We start from the raw sequence: 19,892 nt of genomic DNA, 5'->3' as shown, positions 1-19,892 counted from the left end.
ACTGCGCGTCAGTGTCCCGGACTACTCTGGTCCTCCACGAGGGAGGGGCGTCGGGCCATGCCGTCGGATACCAGGATCCTCATCGTCGACGACCACGAGGACACGCTGTACGCACTGGAGAGCGCCCTGGCCCCGCTGGGCTACCAGCTCAGCCGGGCCACCAGCGGCGACGAGGCACTCAAGCAGGTCCTGCGCGGCCAGGTCGGCCTGCTGCTGCTCGACGTACGCATGCCCGGCGTCAGCGGGCTGGAAGTCGTGCGCTACATGCGGCGCGTGGAACAGACCCAGCACATCCCCGTCATCCTGCTCACCGGCTTCGGCGCCGACCACGAACTGACCACCACCGCCTTCGGGCTCGGCGTCGCCGACCTCGTCCTGAAACCCGTGGACCCCTGGGCCCTGCGCACCAAGGTCCGCTACCTCTACGACGCCCACCGGCGCCATCTCGCCCTGGAACGAGAAGTGCACCGCCTGCGCACCCTCGTCGGGGAGCACACCGAAACCGCCGCACACCCCCGCCCCGGCCTGCCGCACCCCGACGCGCGCGTCCCCCTGCAACGGCCCATGGGGGCGCACGCCGGGGAGCTCGAAAAGGACCGCACATAAGACCGGACATTGGGCACGTACCGATCCGCCTCTGTGCCTTGCCGACGCCATCAGGCAGCATGTCACGCATGTCCGTACTGACGCGCGACGAAGCGCAGACCCGAGCAGACTTCCTCGACGTCCACCACTACACGATCGAACTCGACCTGACCTGCGGAGACGACACCTTTGACTCCCGCACCCTGATCAGGTTCGGCACCCGCGTGGACGGGGACACCTTCGTCGAGCTCAAGCCCGCCGAGCTGCGCTCCGTCACCCTCGACGGACACCCCCTGGCCCCGGAAACCCTGGACGGCAACCGGCTCGCCCTGCCCAACCTCACCGCCGGCGAGCACGAACTGCGCGTGGACGCGCGGATGCGCTACTCCCGCACCGGTGAGGGCATGCACCGCTTCACCGACCCCACCGACGGCGAGACCTACGTCTACACCCAGCTGTTCATGGACGACGTCCAGCGGGTCTTCGCCGCCTTCGACCAGCCCGACCTCAAGGCCGTCTTCGAACTGTCGGTGAAGGCCCCGCAGCACTGGACCGTCCTCGCCAACGGCATCACCGAACAGGCCGACGGCGTATGGAAGGCGGCCCCCACACCGCTGATCTCCACCTACCTCGTCGCCGTCGCCGCAGGCCCCTGGCACTCCGTACGCACCGAGCACCGCGGCCTGCCCTTCGGCCTGCACTGCCGCCGCTCCCTCGCCCCCTACCTGGACGCCGACTGCGACGAACTCCTCGACGTCACACGCGCCTGCTTCGACCGCTACCACGAGAAGTTCGACGAGCCCTACCCCTTCGACTCCTACGACCAGGCCTTCGTCCCCGAGTTCAACGCCGGCGCCATGGAGAACCCGGGCCTGGTCACCTTCCGCGACGAGTTCGTCTACCGCTCCGCCGTCACCGACACCGAACGCCAGACCCGCGCCATGGTCATCGCCCACGAGATGGCCCACATGTGGTTCGGCGACCTCGTCACCCTCAAGTGGTGGGACGACATCTGGCTGAACGAGTCCTTCGCCGAGTACATGGGCTACCAGACCCTCACCGAAGCGACCCGCTTCACCGACACCTGGACCGACTTCGGCGTCACCCGCAAGTCCTGGGGCTACGACGCCGACCAGCGCCCCTCCACCCACCCCGTCGCCCCCGAGGCCGTCGACGACACCGCCTCCGCCCTGCTCAACTTCGACGGCATCTCCTACGCCAAGGGCGCCAGCGCCCTGCGGCAACTGGTCGCCTGGCTCGGCGAGAAGGACTTCCTCGCCGGCATCAACACCCACTTCGCCCGGCACAAGTTCGCCAACGCCACCCTCGCCGACTTCATCGACAACCTCGCCGGCGCCACCGACCGCGACGTCCACGCCTGGGCCGACGCCTGGCTGCGCACCACCGGCGTCGACACCCTCACCCCGCGGATCACCCCCGGCGAGCACGGCACCTGCGCCCTCACCGTCGACCGCGCCGGCAGCCGCCCGCACCGCATCGCCGCCGGCCTCTACGACCGCGACCTCGGCGACGACGGCGGCCAGCTCGTCCTGCGCGAACGCCTCCACCTGGACCTCCCGCAGACCGACGCCCACCCCATCGGCAAGCGGCCGGCCCTGCTCCTCCTCAACGACGGCGACCTCACCTACGCCAAGGTCCGCTTCGACCCCGAGTCCTTCGAAACCGTCCGCAAGGAGCTGTCCGGCCTGCCCCGGCCGCTCACCCGCGCGGTCGTCTGGAACACCCTGAGGGATGCCGTCCGCGACGGCGAACTCGCCCCCGCCGCCTACCTGGAGACCGCCAGGGCCCACCTCCCGCTGGAGACGGACCTCGCCATCGTCCAAGGTGTGCTCGCCTTCGCCTCCACCTACATCGCCGACCGCTACCTCACGCCCGAGGAGCGGCCCGCCGCACTCGCCACCCTCTCCGAACTGTGCCGCGACCTCATCCGCCGCACAGAAGACGGCGACAACCCCGGCCTGCGCCTGATCGCCGTACGCCACCGCATCGACGTGGCCGCCCACCCCGACACCATCGCCGCCTGGCTCGCCGACGGCACCGTCCCCGGCGGCCCGGAACTCGACCCCGAGCTGCGCTGGCGCGTGCTCGCCCGGCTCGCCGTCCTCGGCGCCACCGACGAGGCCGCCATCGCCGCCGAACTGGAACGCGACCCGAGCGCCACCGGCCAGGAAGGCGCCGCCCGCTGCCGGGCCGCCCTGCCCGACCCCGAGGCCAAGGCCCGCGCCTGGGAGGCCATGTTCGGCTCCGACGACCTGTCCAACTACCTCTTCACCGCCACCGCCCGCGGCTTCTGGCAGCCCGAACAGGCCGACCTGGTACGCGAGTACGTGGCGCGCTACTACCCCGACGCCCTCGCCGTCGCCGACCGCCGAGGCCCCGCCATCGCCGAGGCGGCGGGCCGCTGGGCCTTCCCCGCGCACGCCGTCGACCCGGACACCCTCCGCCTCGGCGAGGCCTGCCTGCGCGACGCCGACCCGATCCCGGCGCTGCGCCGCAAACTCGTCGACCAACTGGACGACCTGACACGGGCATTGCGGGTCCAGGGGATCGGGAAGGACTAGGACCGTCCACCCGGCGCACCTGCGGGGCGGCCGGCCCCCACCGCTGATGCGGCGTGCCGGCCGCCCTGTTCGAGGGCAGATGTCCAGGCGGGCGGCGACCTGAACCCCGGGCCTGTCGGCCGCGCTCCCGGCCTGCCGGTCGAACCCCGGGCCTGTCGGCCGCGCTCCCGGCCTGCCGGTCGAACCCCGGGCCTGTCGGCCGCGCTCCCGGCCTGCCGGTCGAACTCCGGGCCTGCCAGCCGTGTTCCCGGCCTGTCGGCCGAACCCCCGGCCTGCTGGCGGCGGCGCGAGCCGCCGGGGCGCGCCACACAGCCCGCCCCTTCACCGCCTGGGACGCGGGCCGCGGGCCGGCTTCGAGACCTTGAGACCGCAGGCCGCGACCGACGCCGAGACCTGAGACCGCGGGCGCGGCCGGCCTCGAGAACCGACACCGCCGGCCAAGCGACCCCGACCGGTTTTCCCGTACGGAGGTACCTCCACCCGGGTTGGGTCGTTGGGCTCTTCGGGCGCGCCGCCCCGCGCACCGGAGGTCAGCCCCATGAGCACGCCGCCCCTCGCCTCAGGCCCCGAAGGCCCCCGCGCCCTGCGGCCCTTGCTCGACACCGTCCTCGAAGCGCTGGACACCGGTGCCCGGGCACGGGGCGGGCCGCTGCCGGCGGGCGGCCCGGAGGCGGTCGCGGCCCGGATGCGAGCGGCCGTGGGAGACGTCCTCCCCGATCGGGGCGACCCGCACGCCGTCCACACCCTGGTCCACGCCTTCGCCGAAACCGCCGCCGACCCGGCCCACCCCCTGTGCGCCGCCCACCTCCACTGCCCCCCACTCGCCGTCGCCGCCGCAGCCGACCTCGCCGCCTCCGCCCTCAACCCCTCCCTGGACTCCTGGGACCAGGCACCCGGAGCGTCAGAACTGGAGAAGCTGGTCGCGGGAGCACTGGCCCGCGAGATCCACGGCAGCGGCGGGCCCGGAAAACCCGACTCCCTCATCACCACCGGCGGCACCGAAGCCAACCAGCTCGCCCTCCTCCTCGCCCGGGAGACCCACGGCGCAAACGTCCGGCTCGTGTGTGGGACCAACGCCCACCACTCGCTGCCCCGCGCCGCCTGGCTGCTCGGGCTGCCCGAACCCGTCGTCGTACCCGCCCCCGGCGGGAGGCTCGACCCCGACGCGCTCGACCGGGCCCTCACCGGCCTGACCGGCCCGCTGCTCGTCGCCGCCACCGCCGGCACCACCGACGCCGGACACATCGACCCGCTGGACGAGATCGCCGCCCGCTGCACCGCCCACGGCGCCCGGCTCCACGTCGACGCCGCCTACGGCGGAGGCCTCCTCTTCAGCGACCGGCACCGGAACATGCTCGCCGGCCTCGACACCGCCGACACCGTCACCCTCGACCTGCACAAACTCGGCTGGCAGCCGGTCGCCGCCGGCCTCCTCGCCGTCCGCGACACCCACGATCTCGCCGCCCTGCGGCAGCACGCCGACTACCTCAACGCCGACGACGACACCCAGGCCGGACTGCCCGACCTGCTCGGCCGGTCCCTGCGCACCACCCGCCGCCCCGACGTCCTCAAAATCGCCGTCACCCTCAAAACCCTCGGACGCAGCGGCTTCGGCGCGCTCGTCGACCAGGTCTGCGCCCACGCCCGGCAGTTCGCCGACCTCGTCGACGCGCACCCCGGCTTCGAACTGCACGCCCCACCCGTCATCAGCACCGTGCTGTTCCGGCCCACCGACGCCACCGACGCCACCGTGGCCGCCGTACGCCGCGCGCTGCTCACCGAAGGCCGCGCCGTCCTCGGCCGGGCCCGCCTCGACGGCCGGCTCTGGCTCAAGGCCACCCTCCTCAACCCCGCCACCGGGCCCGACGACCTGGCCGCCCTGCTGCACCTCGCGGCAGCGAGCCGAGCGACACTCGTGGAAGGACACACCCCCCGATGAACCCCGCGCAAACCCCCCGTCCCGACGCCCCCCGCGACCTCGTCGGCATCGGCATCGGCCCCGCCAACCTCTCCCTCGCCGCACTCGCCCACCCACTCGGCGGCCTCGACACCGTCTTCTACGACCAGCGCCCCGCCTTCGGCTGGCACCCCGGCCTGCTCATCGACGGCGCCACCATCCAGGTCCCCTTCCTCGCCGACCTGGTCTCCCTCGCCGACCCCACCAGCCCCTGGACCTTCCTCAACTACCTCAGGTCCCGCGAGCGGCTGTTCCCCTTCTACTTCGCCGAACGCTTCCACATCCAGCGCGCCGAGTACGACGCCTACTGCCGCTGGGTCTGCGAAAACCTCCCCGGCCTGCACTTCGGCCACCAGGTCGACGCCGTCCGCTGGGACCCCGAACGCGACCTCTTCGAAGTCGACTTCACTCAACTCGACACCGACGGAGAAGCCGAGGCCCTCGGCCGGACCTACACGCGAAACGTCGTCCTCGGCATCGGCACCGAACCCTACGTCCCCGACCCCCTCAAGCCCCTCGTCGAAGCCCCCGGCGTGCCCGTCCTGCACGCCGCCGACTACCTCGACCACCGCGCCGCCCTCCTCACCGCCGAGCACGTCACCGTCGTCGGCATCGGACAGTCCGGCGCCGAGATCTTCCTCGACCTGCTCCGCAACAGGCCGGCCGGACGCGAGAAACTGCACTGGCTGGGCCGCACCGAGGCCTTCGCACCCATGGAGTACTCCAAGCTCGGCCTGGAACACTTCACCCCCGACCACACCCGCTACTTCCACGCCCTGCCCGAGTCCACCCGCGACCGCCTCGTCGACGGCCAGTGGCAGCTGCACAAGGGCATCGACGCCGCCACCATCGCCGCCGTCCACGACGAGCTCTACCGCCGCACCCTGCACGGCGGCTGGCCCGACGCCGTCCTCACCCCCGGCGTCCGCGTCCGCACCGCCGGCCGCGTCGCCACGACCAAGGTGGAACTCCACCTCGAACACGGCCGGCAGGACAGCCGCTCCCGCCTCACCACCGACGCCGTCGTCCTCGCCACCGGCTACCGCGAACGCCCCCTCGACCGGATCCTCTCCGGCCTCGACCCCTACATGCGCCGCGACAACCGGGAACGGCCGCGTGTCGACGAGGAGTACCGGCTCGTCCTCGACCCGTCCGTCACCGGCACCGTGTACGTCCAGAACGCCGAGACCCACACCCACGGCGTCGGCGCCCCCGACCTGGGCCTCGCCGCCTGGCGCAGCGCGATCACCCTCAACTCCCTGACGGGCAGGGAGGCCTACGCTCTCCCTGCCCGCACCGCCTTCACCACCTTCGGCCTCACCCAGCGGGGCCACGTCCCGCCGCCCCGCGAGGCACCGGCACTGACCCCCCTCGTCGACGACCGAAGGTGACGAACAGCGCGGCTCAGAAGACGGGCGTGCCCTCGCGCGTCAGCTTCCAGTCCACCGAGGCGAACCCGGCCGGGTCGATCGCCCCCTTCGCCTTCACCCAGGCGATCATGGTGTTGCGGATCTCGTCCGAGTTCGACCACAGCAACTGGGCCGCGGCGACATGCGGGAAGTTCCCGCCGCCGTTGGCCCGGTAGTTGTTCACCGCGAACACGAACTGCGCGTCGTCCGCGAGCGGCTGCCCCTCGAACCGCACATCCGCCACCCGCGACCCGGCCGGCCTCGCGATGTCGATCTCGTACGTCAGACCGCTCACCACGTCGTAGTTGTAGTCCGGCGTGCCGTTCGCGTTCGTCAGCTTCGCCGGATCCACCGGGGCGCCCGGCGCCGTCTGCACGAAGTAGTTCGCCGAGAACTCCAGATACGCCTTCATCTGCGCACCCGTCATCAGACGCGCCTCCAGCGTGTTCTCGAAAACGTACAGACCCGCCACGTCCCGGATCGTCACCTCACCCGCCGGAATCCGGGCACTGCGCGAGAAGCACGCCGCCTGCGACAGCACCGGCAGCGCCGCGTGCTCCGTGCCCGCCAGCGCCTGCTTCACCGTGTCCGCCTGGATGTGGTTGATCAGATCGATGATCGGCACGTCCTTGTACGGCGCCTCCGCCGACGTCATCTCCGCCGCGTTCGTGCCGATCACCTGGTTGACGTACGCCACGACCTTCTCGTGCTCGTCCGACAGCAACCCGACGATCTTCGGGTCCTCCTCCACCGCGTTGGAGTTCAGGACCTTCGCCCCCACCTTCTCGACCTTCCAGCAGCCCTTCTCCCAGACCAGCTCGAAGTCGAACACCGTCAGCCGCTGCCCCCACTTCAGCGGCTCCGACAACAAGACCTGCTGACCGGTCGCCTTGTTCGTGACGAAGTACTCCGGGATCTCCGTGTGCGCGTGCCCGACCAGGATCGCGTCGATCCCCGGCACCTGCTCGGCCACCAGACCCGCCGCGTTCTCGACGTACGGCAACTGGTCACCGTAGGACGACGTCCCCGACGAACCACTGTGCGCCGACACGATCACCACGTCCGCGCCCATCGACCGCAGCTTCGGCACCCACTTCGCCGCCTGCTCCTCCAGACCCGGGAACGTCATCTTCCCCTGCACGTTCGCCTTGTCCCAGATCGCGATACCCGGGTTGGTCAGCCCCAGCACCGCCACCTTCACATCCCGCCCGTGCGGCGTACGCAGCCGGTGCATGCTGTACGGCGCGAACGCCGGCCGCAGCGTCTTCGCGTCCAGCGCGTTCGCACCCAGCAGCGGGAAACGGCACTGCTGCTCGAACTTCCGCAGCACCGGAATGCCGTAGTTGAACTCGTGGTTGCCGAGCGCCGCCGCGTCATAGCCCATGGCGTTCATCGCCTGCGCCATCGGATGCACCGGACCGCCCTTGGCCGTGATCGGGTCCACCTTGGCGTAGTAGTACGACAACTGCGTGCCCTGGATGGTGTCGCCCGCGTCGATCAGCAGCGTGTTGCGGCGGCCCTTCTCCTCGCGGACCTGGTTCACCAGGGTCGACACCTTGGCGAGACCGATGTCGTTGTGGTCCTTGTCGTCGAACTCCTTGTCCGTGAAGTAGTCCCAGTTGAAGACGTTGCCATGCAGGTCCGTCGTCCCCAGCACGGTGAACGCGTACCGCTTCGCACCCCGCTCCGCCTCCGCCGCCTGCGCACCCGGCGCTGCGACCGCACCGGCCAGCGCCACCCCCGCCCCGGTCACAGCGGACTTCTCCAGGAACTTCCGGCGGTTCAACGGCATGTCTGGCTCCTCGCGGAATCTGTGGAACGACGCGCGTAGATAACGCGCGTAGATTCTGACCCGCCCACGACCGGCCGCAACAGACCCGGCAGGTTGCGATCTGATGACTCGACCTCCCGGAACCCAAGCCCCCAACCAGCCCAGACATGACAGAGTGGGACGTATGACCGCGGCCACCCCAGACGCCTCCCAGCCCGCCGTCCCCTACGGCACACCAGAGGCCCCCCGCATCGCCGTCCGCGGCGAAGCCCGCCTCGAAGTCGACCCCGAGATCGCCCGCATCGGCATCACCGTCGCCGCCCGCGGCCGCGACCGCCGCTCCGCCCTCGACGACCTCACCCGCCGCAACGCCGGCGTCCTCGACCTCGTCAAGTCCTACGGCGACGCCGTCGAACGCCTGGAGACCGGCGCCTTCTCCATCACCCCCGAACTCACCAAACACGGCCGCGGCGAACGCGTCCGCACCTACCACGGCAACGTCCGCGTCACCGCCGAACTCACCGACTTCACGGCCCTCGGCGAACTCACCACCCGCCTCGCCGACCTCGAACTCACCCACGTCGACGGCCCCTGGTGGGCCCTGCGCCCCGACTCACCCGCCCACCGCGAGGCCAGGAAGAAGGCCGTACGCGAAGCCGTCCAACGCGCCCGCGAATACGCCGAAGCCCTCGGCACCAGCCTCTCCGCCCTCGTCGAACTCGCCGACATCGGCGCCGAAAGCGCCCCGCCGGCCTACCCCCAGGCCCCCGGCCGCATGCGCTCCGCCGCCTTCGCCGGCAACGCCGAGGACACCCCCGCCCCCCTCGACCTCGAACCCCAGCGCCAGCGCGTCCACGCCCAGATCAACGCCCGCTTCACCATGGTGCCGCCACAGCTGTAATCCCCACCGGGCGATTTCCCGAAAGCGCGACCGAATTCCCCCGGGTGCTCATCGGAGCACCCGGCCGCACAATTCAACACTTGGCAATAACACTTCACCCAAAGTCTGTTGAGTGGTCACACCCGACCAATTCACTACCAGTCGGTAACTCATAGGCTCGTTCCATGCGCCGAGCAAAAATCGTCTGCACCCTTGGACCCGCCACCGACTCGTACGACCAGATCAAAAACCTGGTCGACGCCGGAATGGACGTAGCCCGCTTCAACCTCAGCCACGGCGACCACGCCGAACACGAGGAGCGCTACCACCGGGTCCGCAAAGCCGCAGACGAAACCGGCCGCAGCGTCGGCCTCCTCGCCGACCTCCAAGGCCCGAAAATCAGACTCGGCCACTTCACCGAAGGCCCCGTACTCCTTGAACGCGGCGACACCTTCACCATCACCGTCGAAGACGGCGCCGAAGGCGACGGCCAGACCTGCGGCACCACCTACGCCGGCCTCGCCACCGACGTCACCACCGGCGAACGCATCCTCATCGACGACGGCAAGGTCTGCCTCGAAGTCACCTCGGTGGACGGCCCCCGCGTCCACACCGAGGTCATCGAGGGCGGCGTCATCTCCGACCACAAAGGCCTCAACCTCCCCGGCGTCGCCGTCTCCGTCCCCGCCCTCTCCAAAAAGGACGAAGACGACCTCCGCTGGGCCCTGCGCACCGGCTTCGACGTCATCGCCCTCTCCTTCGTCCGCACCGGCCGCGACATCCAGGACGTCCACCGCATCATGGACGAGGAAGGCCGCCGCCTCCCCGTCATCGCCAAAGTCGAAAAACCACAGGCCGTCGAAAACATCGACGACATCGTCGCCGCCTTCGACGGCATCATGGTCGCCCGCGGAGACCTCGGCGTCGAAATGCCCCTGGAGCAGGTGCCGATCGTCCAAAAGCGCGCCATCAAACTGGCCAAACGCAATGCCAAACCGGTCATTGTCGCCACGCAAATGCTCGACTCCATGATCGACAACGCCCGCCCGACACGCGCGGAGGCGTCGGACGTCGCCAACGCCGTCATCGACGGCACCGACGCGGTGATGCTCTCCGGCGAGACCAGCGTCGGCAAACACCCCGTCGAAACCGTCCGCACCATGGCCCGCATCGTCGAAGCGGCGGAGGAAGACATCCTGGCGAAGGGCCTCCCGCCCCTGACCGAACGCAACAAGCCCCGCACCCAGGGCGGCGCGGTGGCCCGGGCTGCCGCAGAAATCGGAGACTTCCTCGGCGCGAAATTCCTCGTCGCCTTCACTCAGTCCGGCGACACCGCCCGCCGCCTCTCCCGCTACCGCTCCCCGATCCCCCTCCTCGCCTTCACCCCCGACCAGGCCACCCGCTCACAGCTCGCCCTGACATGGGGCGTCGAGACCTTCCTCGGCCCGTGCGTGGACTCCACGGACGCGATGGTCGACCAGGTCGACGAGCTACTGCTGCGCTCCGGCCGCTGCGAGAAGGGCGACATGGTCGTCATCACGGCAGGCTCCCCGCCCGGCGTCTCCGGCTCGACGAACATGGTCCGGGTCCACCACATCGCGGAGTAACCAGGTCAGTACTTGGGACCGACGTGGGCGTCCATGAGAGCGACTGAGGCTTTGCGGGCGACGGAGATGTTCCGCGCGTTCGCCTGCTTCCACTCGACGCCCACGTAGTCGAGCGTGGTGGTGAAGAGGCGGATGATGTCGGGCGAGAGGTTGGTGAGGAAGTACCGGGGATATTCGTAGCGCTTCTGCTCACCGGCAACGGTTCGGGTCGTCCAGTTGGTGATTCGGCAGCCGTCGGAGTGGATGAGTCCGCGGATGAACTCCCAGGGATAGGCGTCGACGATGACTTGTTGCCAGGGTTCGAGGACGATACGGCGTTCGTGCTTCTTGCCCGGCCCGTGCTGGGGGAAGAAGTGCGGCCAGTGCCTGCTGTAGCTGACCACTGAGACGTATCCCTGCGCCTGAGTGCGAGAGGCGCACCCAGTCGGGTTGATGGCGCGCATGGCAATCTCGCATGCTTCGATCAGACCGGGCCATGAGTTCGCGCACGCGATTCTCAGGTAATAGCCGGTGCTGCGAGGGTGGCCGCTGATGCAACCATCTCCGAGATATAGGCCTAGCAGGTAAGCGTACGCGCACTCGTCGGCGGGCGGCCCCGGGGTCGGAGGCGCCATTCGGGGCAGCGGTTCGAGGCGGTCCTGCCAGGAGCGGATCGCGGCCCGTGAGATGCCCGTCTCACGGCTCACCGAGTTCAGGCTGCGGCCCTGGGTCATCAGTGCGAGTGCTCGCTTGCGTGTGCTGACGTCGTACATGAGGCCACTGTGCGAGTGTGGCCATGGCGACACGCAGCAAAAAACGGATGTTCACGAGAACGTGGACATCCGCTTCAGAGTGACCTTGGAATCAAAGGAAAAGTGCCCCGGGTGGGATTCGAACCCACGCTGTCGGTGGTTTGAGCACCGTGTCTCTTCCGCTGGACTACCGGGGCTTCCTGCAAAACAAAGGCGGGCAGCCACCCGCCGTGCCCCCACCTTACCGCAGCTAGGTACGCTCTTGGGAGCAGTACCGGCCTGCCCCTACCAAGGAGCCCACGTGAGTGCCCCCGAGTCGCCCCAGCCTGTTGACGTGCCTGAAGAGGACAAGTCGCACGTGCCTCCGTTGACGACGCGGGTCGTCATCGCCGAGGACGAGGCGCTGATCCGGCTCGATCTGAAAGAGATGCTGGAGGAGGAGGGGTACACCGTCGTCGGTGAGGCCGGTGATGGTGAGCAGGCGGTGGAGCTGGCTCGTGAGCACCGGCCCGATCTCGTCATTCTCGATGTGAAGATGCCGAAGATGGACGGTATCTCCGCGGCGGAGAAGATCGCGGAGGAGAGCATCGCGCCGGTGCTGATGCTGACCGCGTTCTCGCAGCGTGATCTGGTGGAGCGGGCTCGGGACGCGGGTGCGATGGCGTATCTCGTGAAGCCGTTCAGCAAGACGGACGTCGTGCCGGCGATCGAGATGGCTGTCTCGCGGTTCACGGAGCTGAAGGAGCTGGAGAAGGAGGTCGCCGACCTCACGCTGCGGCTGGAGACGCGGAAGCTGGTGGACCGGGCGAAGTCGATTCTGCAGACGGAGTACGGGCTGTCGGAGCCGGCGGCTTTCCGGTGGATCCAGAAGACGTCGATGGACCGTCGGATGTCGATGCAGCAGGTTGCGGAGGCGGTCATTCAGGACGCCGACGAGAAGAAGGCCGACAAGGGCTGAGAGCTCGACGCGAGAGGCCCGCTTCCCTTCTGAACTGAAGGGGAGCGGGCCTCTCGGCGTACGGGGTGGGACGTCAGTCCTCGCCCAGGTATGCCTTGCGTACCGACTCGTCGTGGAGCAGGTCCTGCCCGGTTCCGGAGAGGACGATGTTGCCGACCTCCATGACGTGGCCCTGGTCGGCGAGGGAGAGGGCGGCCTGGGCGTTCTGTTCGACGAGGAGGATCGTCGTGCCCTGGGACTTCAGCTCCGAGATGGTCGCCATGATCTTCTGCATCATGATCGGGGAGAGTCCCATGGAGGGCTCGTCGAGCATGAGGAGCTTGGGCTGGGACATGAGGGCGCGGCCCATGGCGAGCATCTGCTGTTCGCCGCCCGACAAGGTGCCTGCTGCCTGCTTCCTGCGTTCCCCGAGGATGGGGAAGAGGTCGTAGGCGCGCTGGATGTCCTTTTCGATGCCTTCTTTGTCCTTGCGGAGGAACGCTCCGAGCTGGAGGTTCTCGGCGATGGTGAGGCGGGGGAAGATGTGCCGGCCTTCGGGGGAGTGGGCGAGGCCGAGGGCGACGATCTTGTGGGCGGCGATGCCGTTGAGGGGTTTGCCGTCGAAGAGGATCTTCCCGGAGGTGGGCTTCAGCAGGCCGGACAGTGTGCGCAGGGTGGTTGTCTTGCCGGCGCCGTTGGTGCCGATGAGGGTGACGACCTGGCCTGCTTCGACGCTGAAGGAGATGCCTTTGACGGCTTCGATCTTGCCGTAGGAGACCCGGAGGTCTTCGACCTCGAGGAGTGCGGTCACTTGGCTTCTCCCTTGGTGCTGCTGGTGGTGCTGGTCGCGTCGGCGGCGGCTTCGGCGGCCTCGACCTCGGCGGCTTCGGCTTCTCCGGGGTCGCCTTCGAAGGGTTCGCCGAGGTAGGCGGCGACGACGCGTTCGTCGGCCTGGACGACGTCGGGGGTGCCTTCGACGAGCTTTTCGCCCTGGACGAGGACGGCGACGCGGTCGCTGAGGTTGAAGACGAAGCGCATGTCGTGCTCGATGAGGAGGACGGCGATGCCCTTGTCGCGGATGGCGAAGACGAGTTCCTCGGCGGCCCTGGTCTCTTGGGGGTTCATGCCGGCGGTGGGTTCGTCGAGCAGGAGCAGGCCGGGGTCGGAGGCCATGGCGCGGGCGATCTCCAGCTTGCGCTGTTCGCCGTAGGGGAGGTTCCGTGCGAGGTGGTCACGCTTGTGGGCGAGGCCGATGAACTCGAGGAGTTCCATGGCGCGTTCTTCGCTGGCGCGTTCGGCCTTCTTGAAGCCGGGGCCGCGCAGGAGGGCTGACCAGAGGCCTTCCTTGGTCCGCGTGTGGCGTCCGACGAGGACGTTTTCCAGGACCGTCATGTTGGCGAACAGGCGGATGTTCTGGAAGGTGCGGGCGATGCCTGCCTGGGTGACCAGGTGGGGCTTCGGCGGCAGGACCGTGCCCTTGTAGGAGACGGTGCCCTCGGTGGGGACGTAGAGGCCGGTCAGGCAGTTGAAGAAGGTGGTCTTGCCGGCGCCGTTGGGGCCGATGAGTCCGACGATCTCGCCTGCGTTGACGGTGAAGTCGACGGAGCGTACGGCGGTGAGGCCGCCGAAGCGCATGGTGACGCCGCGTGCTTCGAGTACAGGTGTGGGCTGTGTGGTCATCGTGGTTACGCCCCCGCCTTGGTGACGGCCGGTTCGTCGGTCAGCGTGGTCTGTTTGGGTACGTCGAGTTGGCCGGTCTCGTGGAATTCGAGCTGGCGCCGGCGGTTGGCGATGATGCCTTCGGGGCGGAAGCGCATCAGGAGGATGAGCGCGATGCCGAAGGCGAGGAGTGACTTCTCCTGGAGGAAGACGAGCTTCTCGGGGAGGAGGTAGAGCAGGGCTGCGCCGAGGAGGGGTCCTGCGACCGTGCCCATGCCGCCGAGGACGACCGCGGCCAGGAGGAACGCGGAGTTGGGCGGGGTGGAGCCGGCGAACTGGTACGGCGTCGGGACGACGCTGTAGGTGACGTGGGCGCTGACGGTGCCGGCGAGGCCGGCGAGGGCGGCGCCGAGGGCGAAGGCGACGAGTTTGACGCGGAAGCCGTTGATGCCCATGGCGGTGGCGGCGGTCTCGTCCTCGCGGATGGCGATCCAGGAGCGGCCGATGCGGGAGTCCGCTGCACGCGTGTAGACCAGGACGACGATGGCCATGACGAGGACCATCAGCAAGTAGTAGTTGGCGAACCGGCCGAGGGTGAAGCCGCCGATGTCGTGCGCCTCGCCGAAGTTGAACCCGAGGAGCTTCAGGTCGGGGATGGAGGGGATGCCGTTGGGGCCGTTGGTGACGTCGGGTCCGGACTGGCCGTCCATGTTGTTGACGGCGATGCGGAAGATCTCTCCGAAGCCGAGGGTGACGATGGCGAGGTAGTCGCCGCGCAGTCGCAGGGTCGGGGCGCCGATGAGGACGCCGAAGACGAGGGAGGCGGCGGCGCCGGCCAGGGCGGAGGCCCAGAAGGGCAGGTGGAAGCCGGAGATGGTGGAGAACTCGGAGCCGGAGACGAGGGCGGCGGTGTAGGCGCCGACGCCGAGGAAGGCGACGTATCCGAGGTCGAGGAGTCCGGCGAGGCCGACGACGATGTTCAGGCCGAGGGCGACGGTCCCGAAGATCAGGATGTTGACGCCGATGTTGGCGTAGTGGTCGTCGGTCTGGGTGAAGGGGAAGGCGATGGCCGCGGCGAAGCCCATGGCGAGGGTGAAGCTGCGGTTGCCGGCGACGAGTGCGGAGAAGCGGTCGAGGAGGCCTGCGGTGTGCAGGGCCCAGATCGCGAAGGTGACGACGAAGAGGTAGCCGACGAAGAGTTCGCCGTACTCGGTGTCGATGCCGTAGGTGAAGACGCCGAGGCCGATGATGGTGACGACGGTGATGACGGCCCGCTGGATCCAGGGTGCGGTGGCCTGGGGGGCGGGGATGCGGTCGGGTTTGGCGATGTAGGCCTTGAGGGCCTCCTTGGTGCCGGCGGTGCCGGTGCGCTCCTGGGGGAGGGCGAAGGCGCCGATGACGGGCAGCAGGGAGGCTATGGCCGCGATCCAGCCACCGGGTTCGAGGTTGACGACGCCGCCGAGCTTGGTGCTGATGGCGATGACGGTGAACCAGGTGACGGCGAAGCCGCCGAGGGCGGTGAGGGCGAGCGGCGCGTTGTTGCGGGCGGGCAGCAGCCAGCCGAGGCCGCGGACGCCGTAGGAGGCGAGGGCGAACAATGCGGTGAGGACGCCGGCGGTGAAGGTCAGCCACTGCAGGCCGCCGGGGTAGCCGTTGAAGGTGAGGTCGCCGGGGAATTCCGCGGTCCAGGTCCAGGCGAGGTACGCGGAGGCGGCGGTGGCGATGCCGCCGGCGAGCAGCAGGGCGCGGGCGGCCGCGGTGGGCAGTGGTATGAGACCGCGCGGTGCGGGCGTCGGGGTGGGGACGGCGTCCGGGACTGGGGTCTTGGTCGTCTCGGTCATGTGATCACGCCCTGTCCGCGACGCGCTCGCCGAGCAGGCCCTGTGGCCTGAAGAGGAGCACGAGGATGAGGAGGCCGAAGGCCCAGACGTTGGCCCAGCTCTGGCCGCCGAGCTGCTGCATGCCGGGGATCTCGTCGATGTAGGCGGAGGCGAGGGTCTCGGCGACACCGAGGACGACGCCGCCGAGCATGGCGCCGTAGATGTTGCCGATGCCGCCGAGGACGGCCGCGGTGAAGGCCTTGAGGCCCATGAGGAAGCCCATGCGGTAGTCGACGTTGCCGTACTTGAGTCCGTAGGCGACGGCGGCGACGGCGGCGAAGAAGCCGCCGATGGCGAAGGCGATGACGATGATGCGGTTGGTGTCGATGCCCATCAGCTGCGCCGTGTCGGGGTCCTGCGCGGTGGCCTGCATGGCGCGGCCGGTGCGGCTGCGGCGCACGAAGAAGGCGAGGGCGGCCATGCAGCCGATGGCGGCGAGGATGAGGAAGATGTCGGCGTCCTTGATGGTGACGGAGCCGATGTCGTGGGTGGTGTCGAGGCCGGGGAAGGCGCGGGCGCGGTCGGCGCCGGGGTAGAAGTTGCGCACGACCTCCTGGAGGGCCAGGGAGAGGCCGATGGCGGTGATGAGTGGTGCCAGGCGTGGTGCTCCGCGCAGTGGTCGGTAGGCGAACCGTTCCGCTCCGACGGCTATGAGGATGGCCACGAGGGCTCCGCCGAGGAGCATGAGGGGTACGGCGAGGGCCATCGAGGTGCCGTCGGGGAGGATGTAGAAGTAGACCGTGAGGGCGCCGAAGGCCCCGGTCATGAAGATCTCGCCGTGCGCGAAGTTGATGAGCTGGACGATGCCGTACACCATCGTGTAGCCGATGGCGATCAGCCCGTACATCGAGCCTAGAAGCAGCCCGTTGGCCAGCTGCTGCGGCAGGGTGTTCACCGCATGGCCTCCATGTCGCTGGTGGTCGTGTGCACTGGATGTGTGCGTGGTCGCGTGCTGTGTGGGGGTGTGGAAACGGGCCGCGCGGTCGGGGTCCCCTTCCGCGCGGCCCGTGGTGGGGCGTTGTGGCGGGCCGGACTACTGCAGGTCGGCGGTGCCGGTCTCCACGTCCTTCCAGGCACCCTTCTCGACCTGGTAGACCGTCAGCTGCTTGTTGGTGGTGTCGCCGTACTCGTCGAAGGAGATCTTGCCGGTGAGGCCTTCGAAGTCGGACTTCTGGACACCGTCGACGACCTTGGAGCGCAGGTCGTTGATGTCGGTGGGCACCTTGCCGCCGTTGGCGTCGGCCGCGGCCTTGACGGCCTTGATGATGGCGGTGGTGGCGTCGTAGGCGTAGGCACCGTAGGCGCCGTAGTCGCCCTTGTAACCCTTGTCCTTGTACGTCTGGATGAAGGTCTTGGCGGCGGGCAGGGTGTCGGCGGGGACGCCGATGGCGGTGGCGAGGTCGCCCTCGGAGGACTTGCCGGCGGCCTCGATGTAGGTGGTGGCGAACATGCCGTCGCCGCCGAACAGCGGGATCTTGACGCCGGCGTCCTTGAGCTGCTTGGTGATCAGCGCGGACTCGTCGTACTGGCCGCCGTAGTAGAGCAGGTCGGCACCGGAGTTCTTGATCTTGGTGACGAGGGAACCGAAGTCCTTGTCGCCGGTGTTGACGTGGTCGGTGCCGACGACCTTGCCGCCGAGCTTCTTGTACTGCTCGTTGAAGATTTTCGCGAGGCCGGCGCCGTAGGTCTGCTTGTCGTCGACGACGAAGGCCTTCTTCTTCTTGAGGCCGTTGTAGGCGTACCCGGCCGCGAAGCTGCCCTGGAGTTCGTCGGTGGTGGCGGTGCGGAAGTACGTCTTGAACGGACGCTTCTTGTCCGTCTGCCAGTTCTTGCCCTGGGTCAGCTCGGGGGCGGTGTTCGCCGGGGAGATCTGGACCATGTCGGCCGAGGCGAAGACCTGCTGCATCGTCTGGGCGACGCCGGAGTTCAGCGGGCCGACGGCGCCGACGGCGGTCTTGTCGCCGACGATGTTGGTGGCGTTGGACTGGCCGGTGGCGGGCTGCGCCTTGTCGTCGAGGGCCTTGAGCTTGAACTTCACGCCCGGGACCCAGTTGTTCTTGTTGGCGTCGTCGACGGCTATCTGGGCGCCGTACTGGATGCCGAGGCCGGTGGTGGAGTTCTCACCGGAGAGGGGGGCGTCGACGCCGATGGTGAGCGTGGTGCCGCTCCCGTTGTCTCCGCCCTTGTCACCGCTGTCGTCTCGGGAGCCGCAGGCGGTGAGAGTCAGAGCTCCGGTCGTGAGAACGGAGGTAAGAATCACCAAGGAACGCTGTCGCACAATCAGTCCTTTCACAGGCAGGCCCCGCCCTGGTCGGGGGGTGAGTGCCGCGCTGGTACCGAACTCCCGATGGAGGCGGTGACTGGCCGTGACTCTAAGCCCGGGGTAAGGGCAGGGTCAGCGGCGTGGGCTGGCTTGTGACTTTCTTGTTATGACGCGGTGGATGCCCGGTCTCGGCGGCGGGCCCTCTCGGCGGGTTTGGTGGATTTTCGTCGAGGTCCGCATTCTGAGAACGCGCACTTCCGGTTGGCCATGGCTGGGATCGTGCGGTGCCCGGGCCGCTTGCGGGCCGGAAGAGATCAGAAAGGCCCCCGGGCGTGGGCGCGGCCGAGGATGAATGTGTGGCGTTGTATTGCGCGCGCGTTACGGAGCGTTACGTGGAGAGAAGTGGATGGCGGGCGTGCGGGGGCAGCGCCGGGCCATCGGAATCGGCGATTTCCGCGGTGCTCCGCGGGGGGTGCCGGGCGACGCGGGCGGTGCCGGCCGGGTGGGGGGTGCCTGGATGAGGGCTTCTATTTCGTGTCCGTCGAGTTGGCCGGTTCGAACGGGGCCGGTGCCCCGCCGCTTCGCGGGTGCGCGATGCGGCGGGGCGGTCGGCCGTGCCGTGCGGCCGGTGGCCGTCGGTGCGGGTGACGCCGGTGAGGGTGACGGTGGTACGGGTTACGGCAGCTTCACGAACGGTGAGAGGAACGCGCGGGCGCCGGGGGTATCCAGGCGGTACGTCACGTTGGTCGCGTAGCAGGGGGTGTCGCCGGTGATGGTGGTGGCGGCGAGGATGCTCCTGCCGCCGATCACGGCGAAGTTGGGGCCGCCCGAGTCGCCGTAGCAGGCGCCTCCGTTGCCCTGGGGTGCGGTCATCGCAAGCCGGGCCCACGAGTCGTTGAGGGCGTTGAAGGTGACGGGTGCCTTCATCCGGACGCCGCCGCCGGGGTGGGTCTGGCCGCCGGGGCCGTTGACGGCCTCCTGGGTGCCGTATCCGGCGACGAGCCAGTCGGTGTCGTTCAGGCCCTGCGGGCCGAGTCTGCCGAGCTGGTCGGCGGTGGGCAGGGTCGCGGGGGTGAAGCTCCAGCGGGCCTTGACCTGTGCGGCGGGCAGCTGGATCACCGCGATGTCGTGGGTGTCGGAGGCGGGCCCCGGGTAGCCGGGGTGGCTGTGGGCGGTGCCCGGGACGGCGACGGCGGCGGCCTGCGCGGCCGGGTCGCCGGGGTACTTCTTCGCCGCCGCGTCGAGCCCCAACTGCACGTCCTGGTCGAGGGAGACGTAGAACCGCACGTTGTCGGGCCAGTCCGAGGTGCAGTGCGCGGCGGTCAGGAAGGTGTCCGCGTCGATCATGGTGCCGGAGCAGACCCAGTCGGCCCGGTCGGGGGTCGTGGGGTCGCCGTCGTCGTCCCAGGTGGCCACGAGTGCGCCGACCTCGGTGCGTTCGGGGGCGGGTGCGGCGTTGTAGGAGTTGATGGCGGAGGAGGGCAGCGCGGTGGCGAGCACGGTGGCACAGGCCGCCGCGGTGACGGCGAAGGCGCGTACGGAGGTCAAGAGAAACCCTTCTGCGGGTGGGACGGGTCTTCTCCTGTGGGGGTGGGGCGCCAGTGAAATGCCCGGAGGGCGGTCGCGACAAG

The 19,892-nt window shown here is 69.3% G+C and carries 15 protein-coding genes and 1 tRNA gene; 7 read left to right on the top strand and 9 right to left on the bottom strand.

Features of this window, described 5'->3' with window-relative positions; translation table 11 throughout:
• The first annotated feature begins 57 nt into the window (after positions 1-57).
• The 4 genes from CEB94_RS10745 to CEB94_RS10730 all read left to right on the top strand — a co-directional run bounded on the left by CEB94_RS10745 (position 58) and on the right by CEB94_RS10730 (position 6,515).
• Entirely contained in the window at positions 58-606 is a 549-nt protein-coding gene (locus CEB94_RS10745) for a response regulator (protein WP_175431978.1), read from the top strand.
• Between the two features lie 68 nt (positions 607-674).
• Entirely contained in the window at positions 675-3,167 is a 2,493-nt protein-coding gene (gene pepN, locus CEB94_RS10740) for an aminopeptidase N (protein WP_175431977.1), read from the top strand.
• A gap of 538 nt (positions 3,168-3,705) precedes the next feature.
• Positions 3,706-5,106: a pyridoxal phosphate-dependent decarboxylase family protein gene (locus tag CEB94_RS10735; RefSeq protein WP_175431976.1), complete on the top strand. Its 1,401-nt coding sequence runs from the start codon at positions 3,706-3,708 to the stop codon at positions 5,104-5,106.
• Positions 5,103-6,515 carry a lysine N(6)-hydroxylase/L-ornithine N(5)-oxygenase family protein gene (locus tag CEB94_RS10730; RefSeq protein ID WP_175431975.1) on the top strand — a complete coding sequence of 471 codons (1,413 nt, stop codon included), beginning with the start codon at positions 5,103-5,105 and terminating at the stop codon, positions 6,513-6,515. Before CEB94_RS10735 ends, CEB94_RS10730 begins: the two co-directional genes overlap by 4 nt.
• A gap of 13 nt (positions 6,516-6,528) precedes the next feature.
• Here the strand turns inward: CEB94_RS10730 and CEB94_RS10725 are convergent, their stop codons facing one another.
• The gene (locus CEB94_RS10725; RefSeq protein ID WP_175431974.1) at positions 6,529-8,325 is read right to left on the bottom strand and encodes a bifunctional metallophosphatase/5'-nucleotidase; all 1,797 of its coding nucleotides are present in this window, start codon (positions 8,323-8,325) and stop codon (positions 6,529-6,531) included.
• A 163-nt stretch (positions 8,326-8,488) separates the two neighbouring features.
• On the opposite strand from CEB94_RS10725, the gene CEB94_RS10720 reads away from it, so the two are divergent.
• On the top strand, positions 8,489-9,205 hold the full coding sequence (locus CEB94_RS10720) for an SIMPL domain-containing protein (protein WP_175431973.1): 717 nt from the start codon (positions 8,489-8,491) through the stop codon (positions 9,203-9,205).
• A 164-nt stretch (positions 9,206-9,369) separates the two neighbouring features.
• Entirely contained in the window at positions 9,370-10,791 is a 1,422-nt protein-coding gene (gene pyk, locus CEB94_RS10715; RefSeq protein ID WP_175431972.1) for a pyruvate kinase, read from the top strand.
• Positions 10,792-10,796: 5 nt separating this feature from the next.
• On the opposite strand, the gene CEB94_RS10710 is transcribed toward pyk, so the two are convergent.
• Entirely contained in the window at positions 10,797-11,543 is a 747-nt protein-coding gene (locus CEB94_RS10710; RefSeq protein WP_175431971.1) for a helix-turn-helix domain-containing protein, read from the bottom strand.
• A 103-nt stretch (positions 11,544-11,646) separates the two neighbouring features.
• Positions 11,647-11,719, bottom strand: a tRNA-Leu gene (locus CEB94_RS10705).
• A 104-nt stretch (positions 11,720-11,823) separates the two neighbouring features.
• On the opposite strand from CEB94_RS10705, the gene CEB94_RS10700 reads away from it, so the two are divergent.
• Positions 11,824-12,480, top strand: coding sequence for an ANTAR domain-containing response regulator (locus tag CEB94_RS10700; protein WP_175431970.1), 657 nt, complete (start codon positions 11,824-11,826; stop codon positions 12,478-12,480).
• Between the two features lie 73 nt (positions 12,481-12,553).
• On the opposite strand, the gene CEB94_RS10695 is transcribed toward CEB94_RS10700, so the two are convergent.
• The 6 genes from CEB94_RS10695 to CEB94_RS10670 all read right to left on the bottom strand — a co-directional run bounded on the left by CEB94_RS10695 (position 12,554) and on the right by CEB94_RS10670 (position 19,809).
• Positions 12,554-13,270 carry an ABC transporter ATP-binding protein gene (locus CEB94_RS10695; protein ID WP_175431969.1) on the bottom strand — a complete coding sequence of 239 codons (717 nt, stop codon included), beginning with the start codon at positions 13,268-13,270 and terminating at the stop codon, positions 12,554-12,556.
• Positions 13,267-14,139 carry an ABC transporter ATP-binding protein gene (locus tag CEB94_RS10690; protein ID WP_175431968.1) on the bottom strand — a complete coding sequence of 291 codons (873 nt, stop codon included), beginning with the start codon at positions 14,137-14,139 and terminating at the stop codon, positions 13,267-13,269. The genes CEB94_RS10695 and CEB94_RS10690 overlap by 4 nt, the downstream gene beginning before the upstream one ends.
• Before the next feature lie 5 nt (positions 14,140-14,144).
• A complete protein-coding gene (locus CEB94_RS10685) occupies positions 14,145-15,959 on the bottom strand; it encodes a branched-chain amino acid ABC transporter permease (protein ID WP_175431967.1) in 1,815 nt (604 codons plus the stop codon).
• A 4-nt stretch (positions 15,960-15,963) separates the two neighbouring features.
• The gene (locus CEB94_RS10680; RefSeq protein ID WP_175431966.1) at positions 15,964-16,893 is read right to left on the bottom strand and encodes a branched-chain amino acid ABC transporter permease; all 930 of its coding nucleotides are present in this window, start codon (positions 16,891-16,893) and stop codon (positions 15,964-15,966) included.
• 138 nt (positions 16,894-17,031) lie between these two features.
• A complete protein-coding gene (locus CEB94_RS10675) occupies positions 17,032-18,261 on the bottom strand; it encodes a branched-chain amino acid ABC transporter substrate-binding protein (RefSeq protein WP_175436960.1) in 1,230 nt (409 codons plus the stop codon).
• 675 nt (positions 18,262-18,936) lie between these two features.
• Positions 18,937-19,809 carry a trypsin-like serine protease gene (locus tag CEB94_RS10670; RefSeq protein ID WP_175431965.1) on the bottom strand — a complete coding sequence of 291 codons (873 nt, stop codon included), beginning with the start codon at positions 19,807-19,809 and terminating at the stop codon, positions 18,937-18,939.
• Positions 19,810-19,892: the final 83 nt, after the last annotated feature.

It is taken from the genome of Streptomyces hawaiiensis (genome assembly GCF_004803895.1).
Classification (GTDB): domain Bacteria; phylum Actinomycetota; class Actinomycetes; order Streptomycetales; family Streptomycetaceae; genus Streptomyces; species Streptomyces hawaiiensis.
Note: the sequence above shows the minus strand (reverse complement) of the source record. Positions and strands in the feature narration are given on the sequence as shown.

Coding starts and splice junctions, on each gene's coding strand:
- CEB94_RS10745 (WP_175431978.1), top strand. CDS start 58: ATGCCGTCGGATACCAGGATCCTCATCGTCGACGACCACGAGGACACG.
- pepN (WP_175431977.1), top strand. CDS start 675: ATGTCCGTACTGACGCGCGACGAAGCGCAGACCCGAGCAGACTTCCTC.
- CEB94_RS10735 (WP_175431976.1), top strand. CDS start 3,706: ATGAGCACGCCGCCCCTCGCCTCAGGCCCCGAAGGCCCCCGCGCCCTG.
- CEB94_RS10730 (WP_175431975.1), top strand. CDS start 5,103: ATGAACCCCGCGCAAACCCCCCGTCCCGACGCCCCCCGCGACCTCGTC.
- CEB94_RS10725 (WP_175431974.1), bottom strand. CDS start 8,325: ATGCCGTTGAACCGCCGGAAGTTCCTGGAGAAGTCCGCTGTGACCGGG.
- CEB94_RS10720 (WP_175431973.1), top strand. CDS start 8,489: ATGACCGCGGCCACCCCAGACGCCTCCCAGCCCGCCGTCCCCTACGGC.
- pyk (WP_175431972.1), top strand. CDS start 9,370: ATGCGCCGAGCAAAAATCGTCTGCACCCTTGGACCCGCCACCGACTCG.
- CEB94_RS10710 (WP_175431971.1), bottom strand. CDS start 11,543: ATGTACGACGTCAGCACACGCAAGCGAGCACTCGCACTGATGACCCAG.
- CEB94_RS10690 (WP_175431968.1), bottom strand. CDS start 14,139: ATGACCACACAGCCCACACCTGTACTCGAAGCACGCGGCGTCACCATG.
- CEB94_RS10685 (WP_175431967.1), bottom strand. CDS start 15,959: ATGACCGAGACGACCAAGACCCCAGTCCCGGACGCCGTCCCCACCCCG.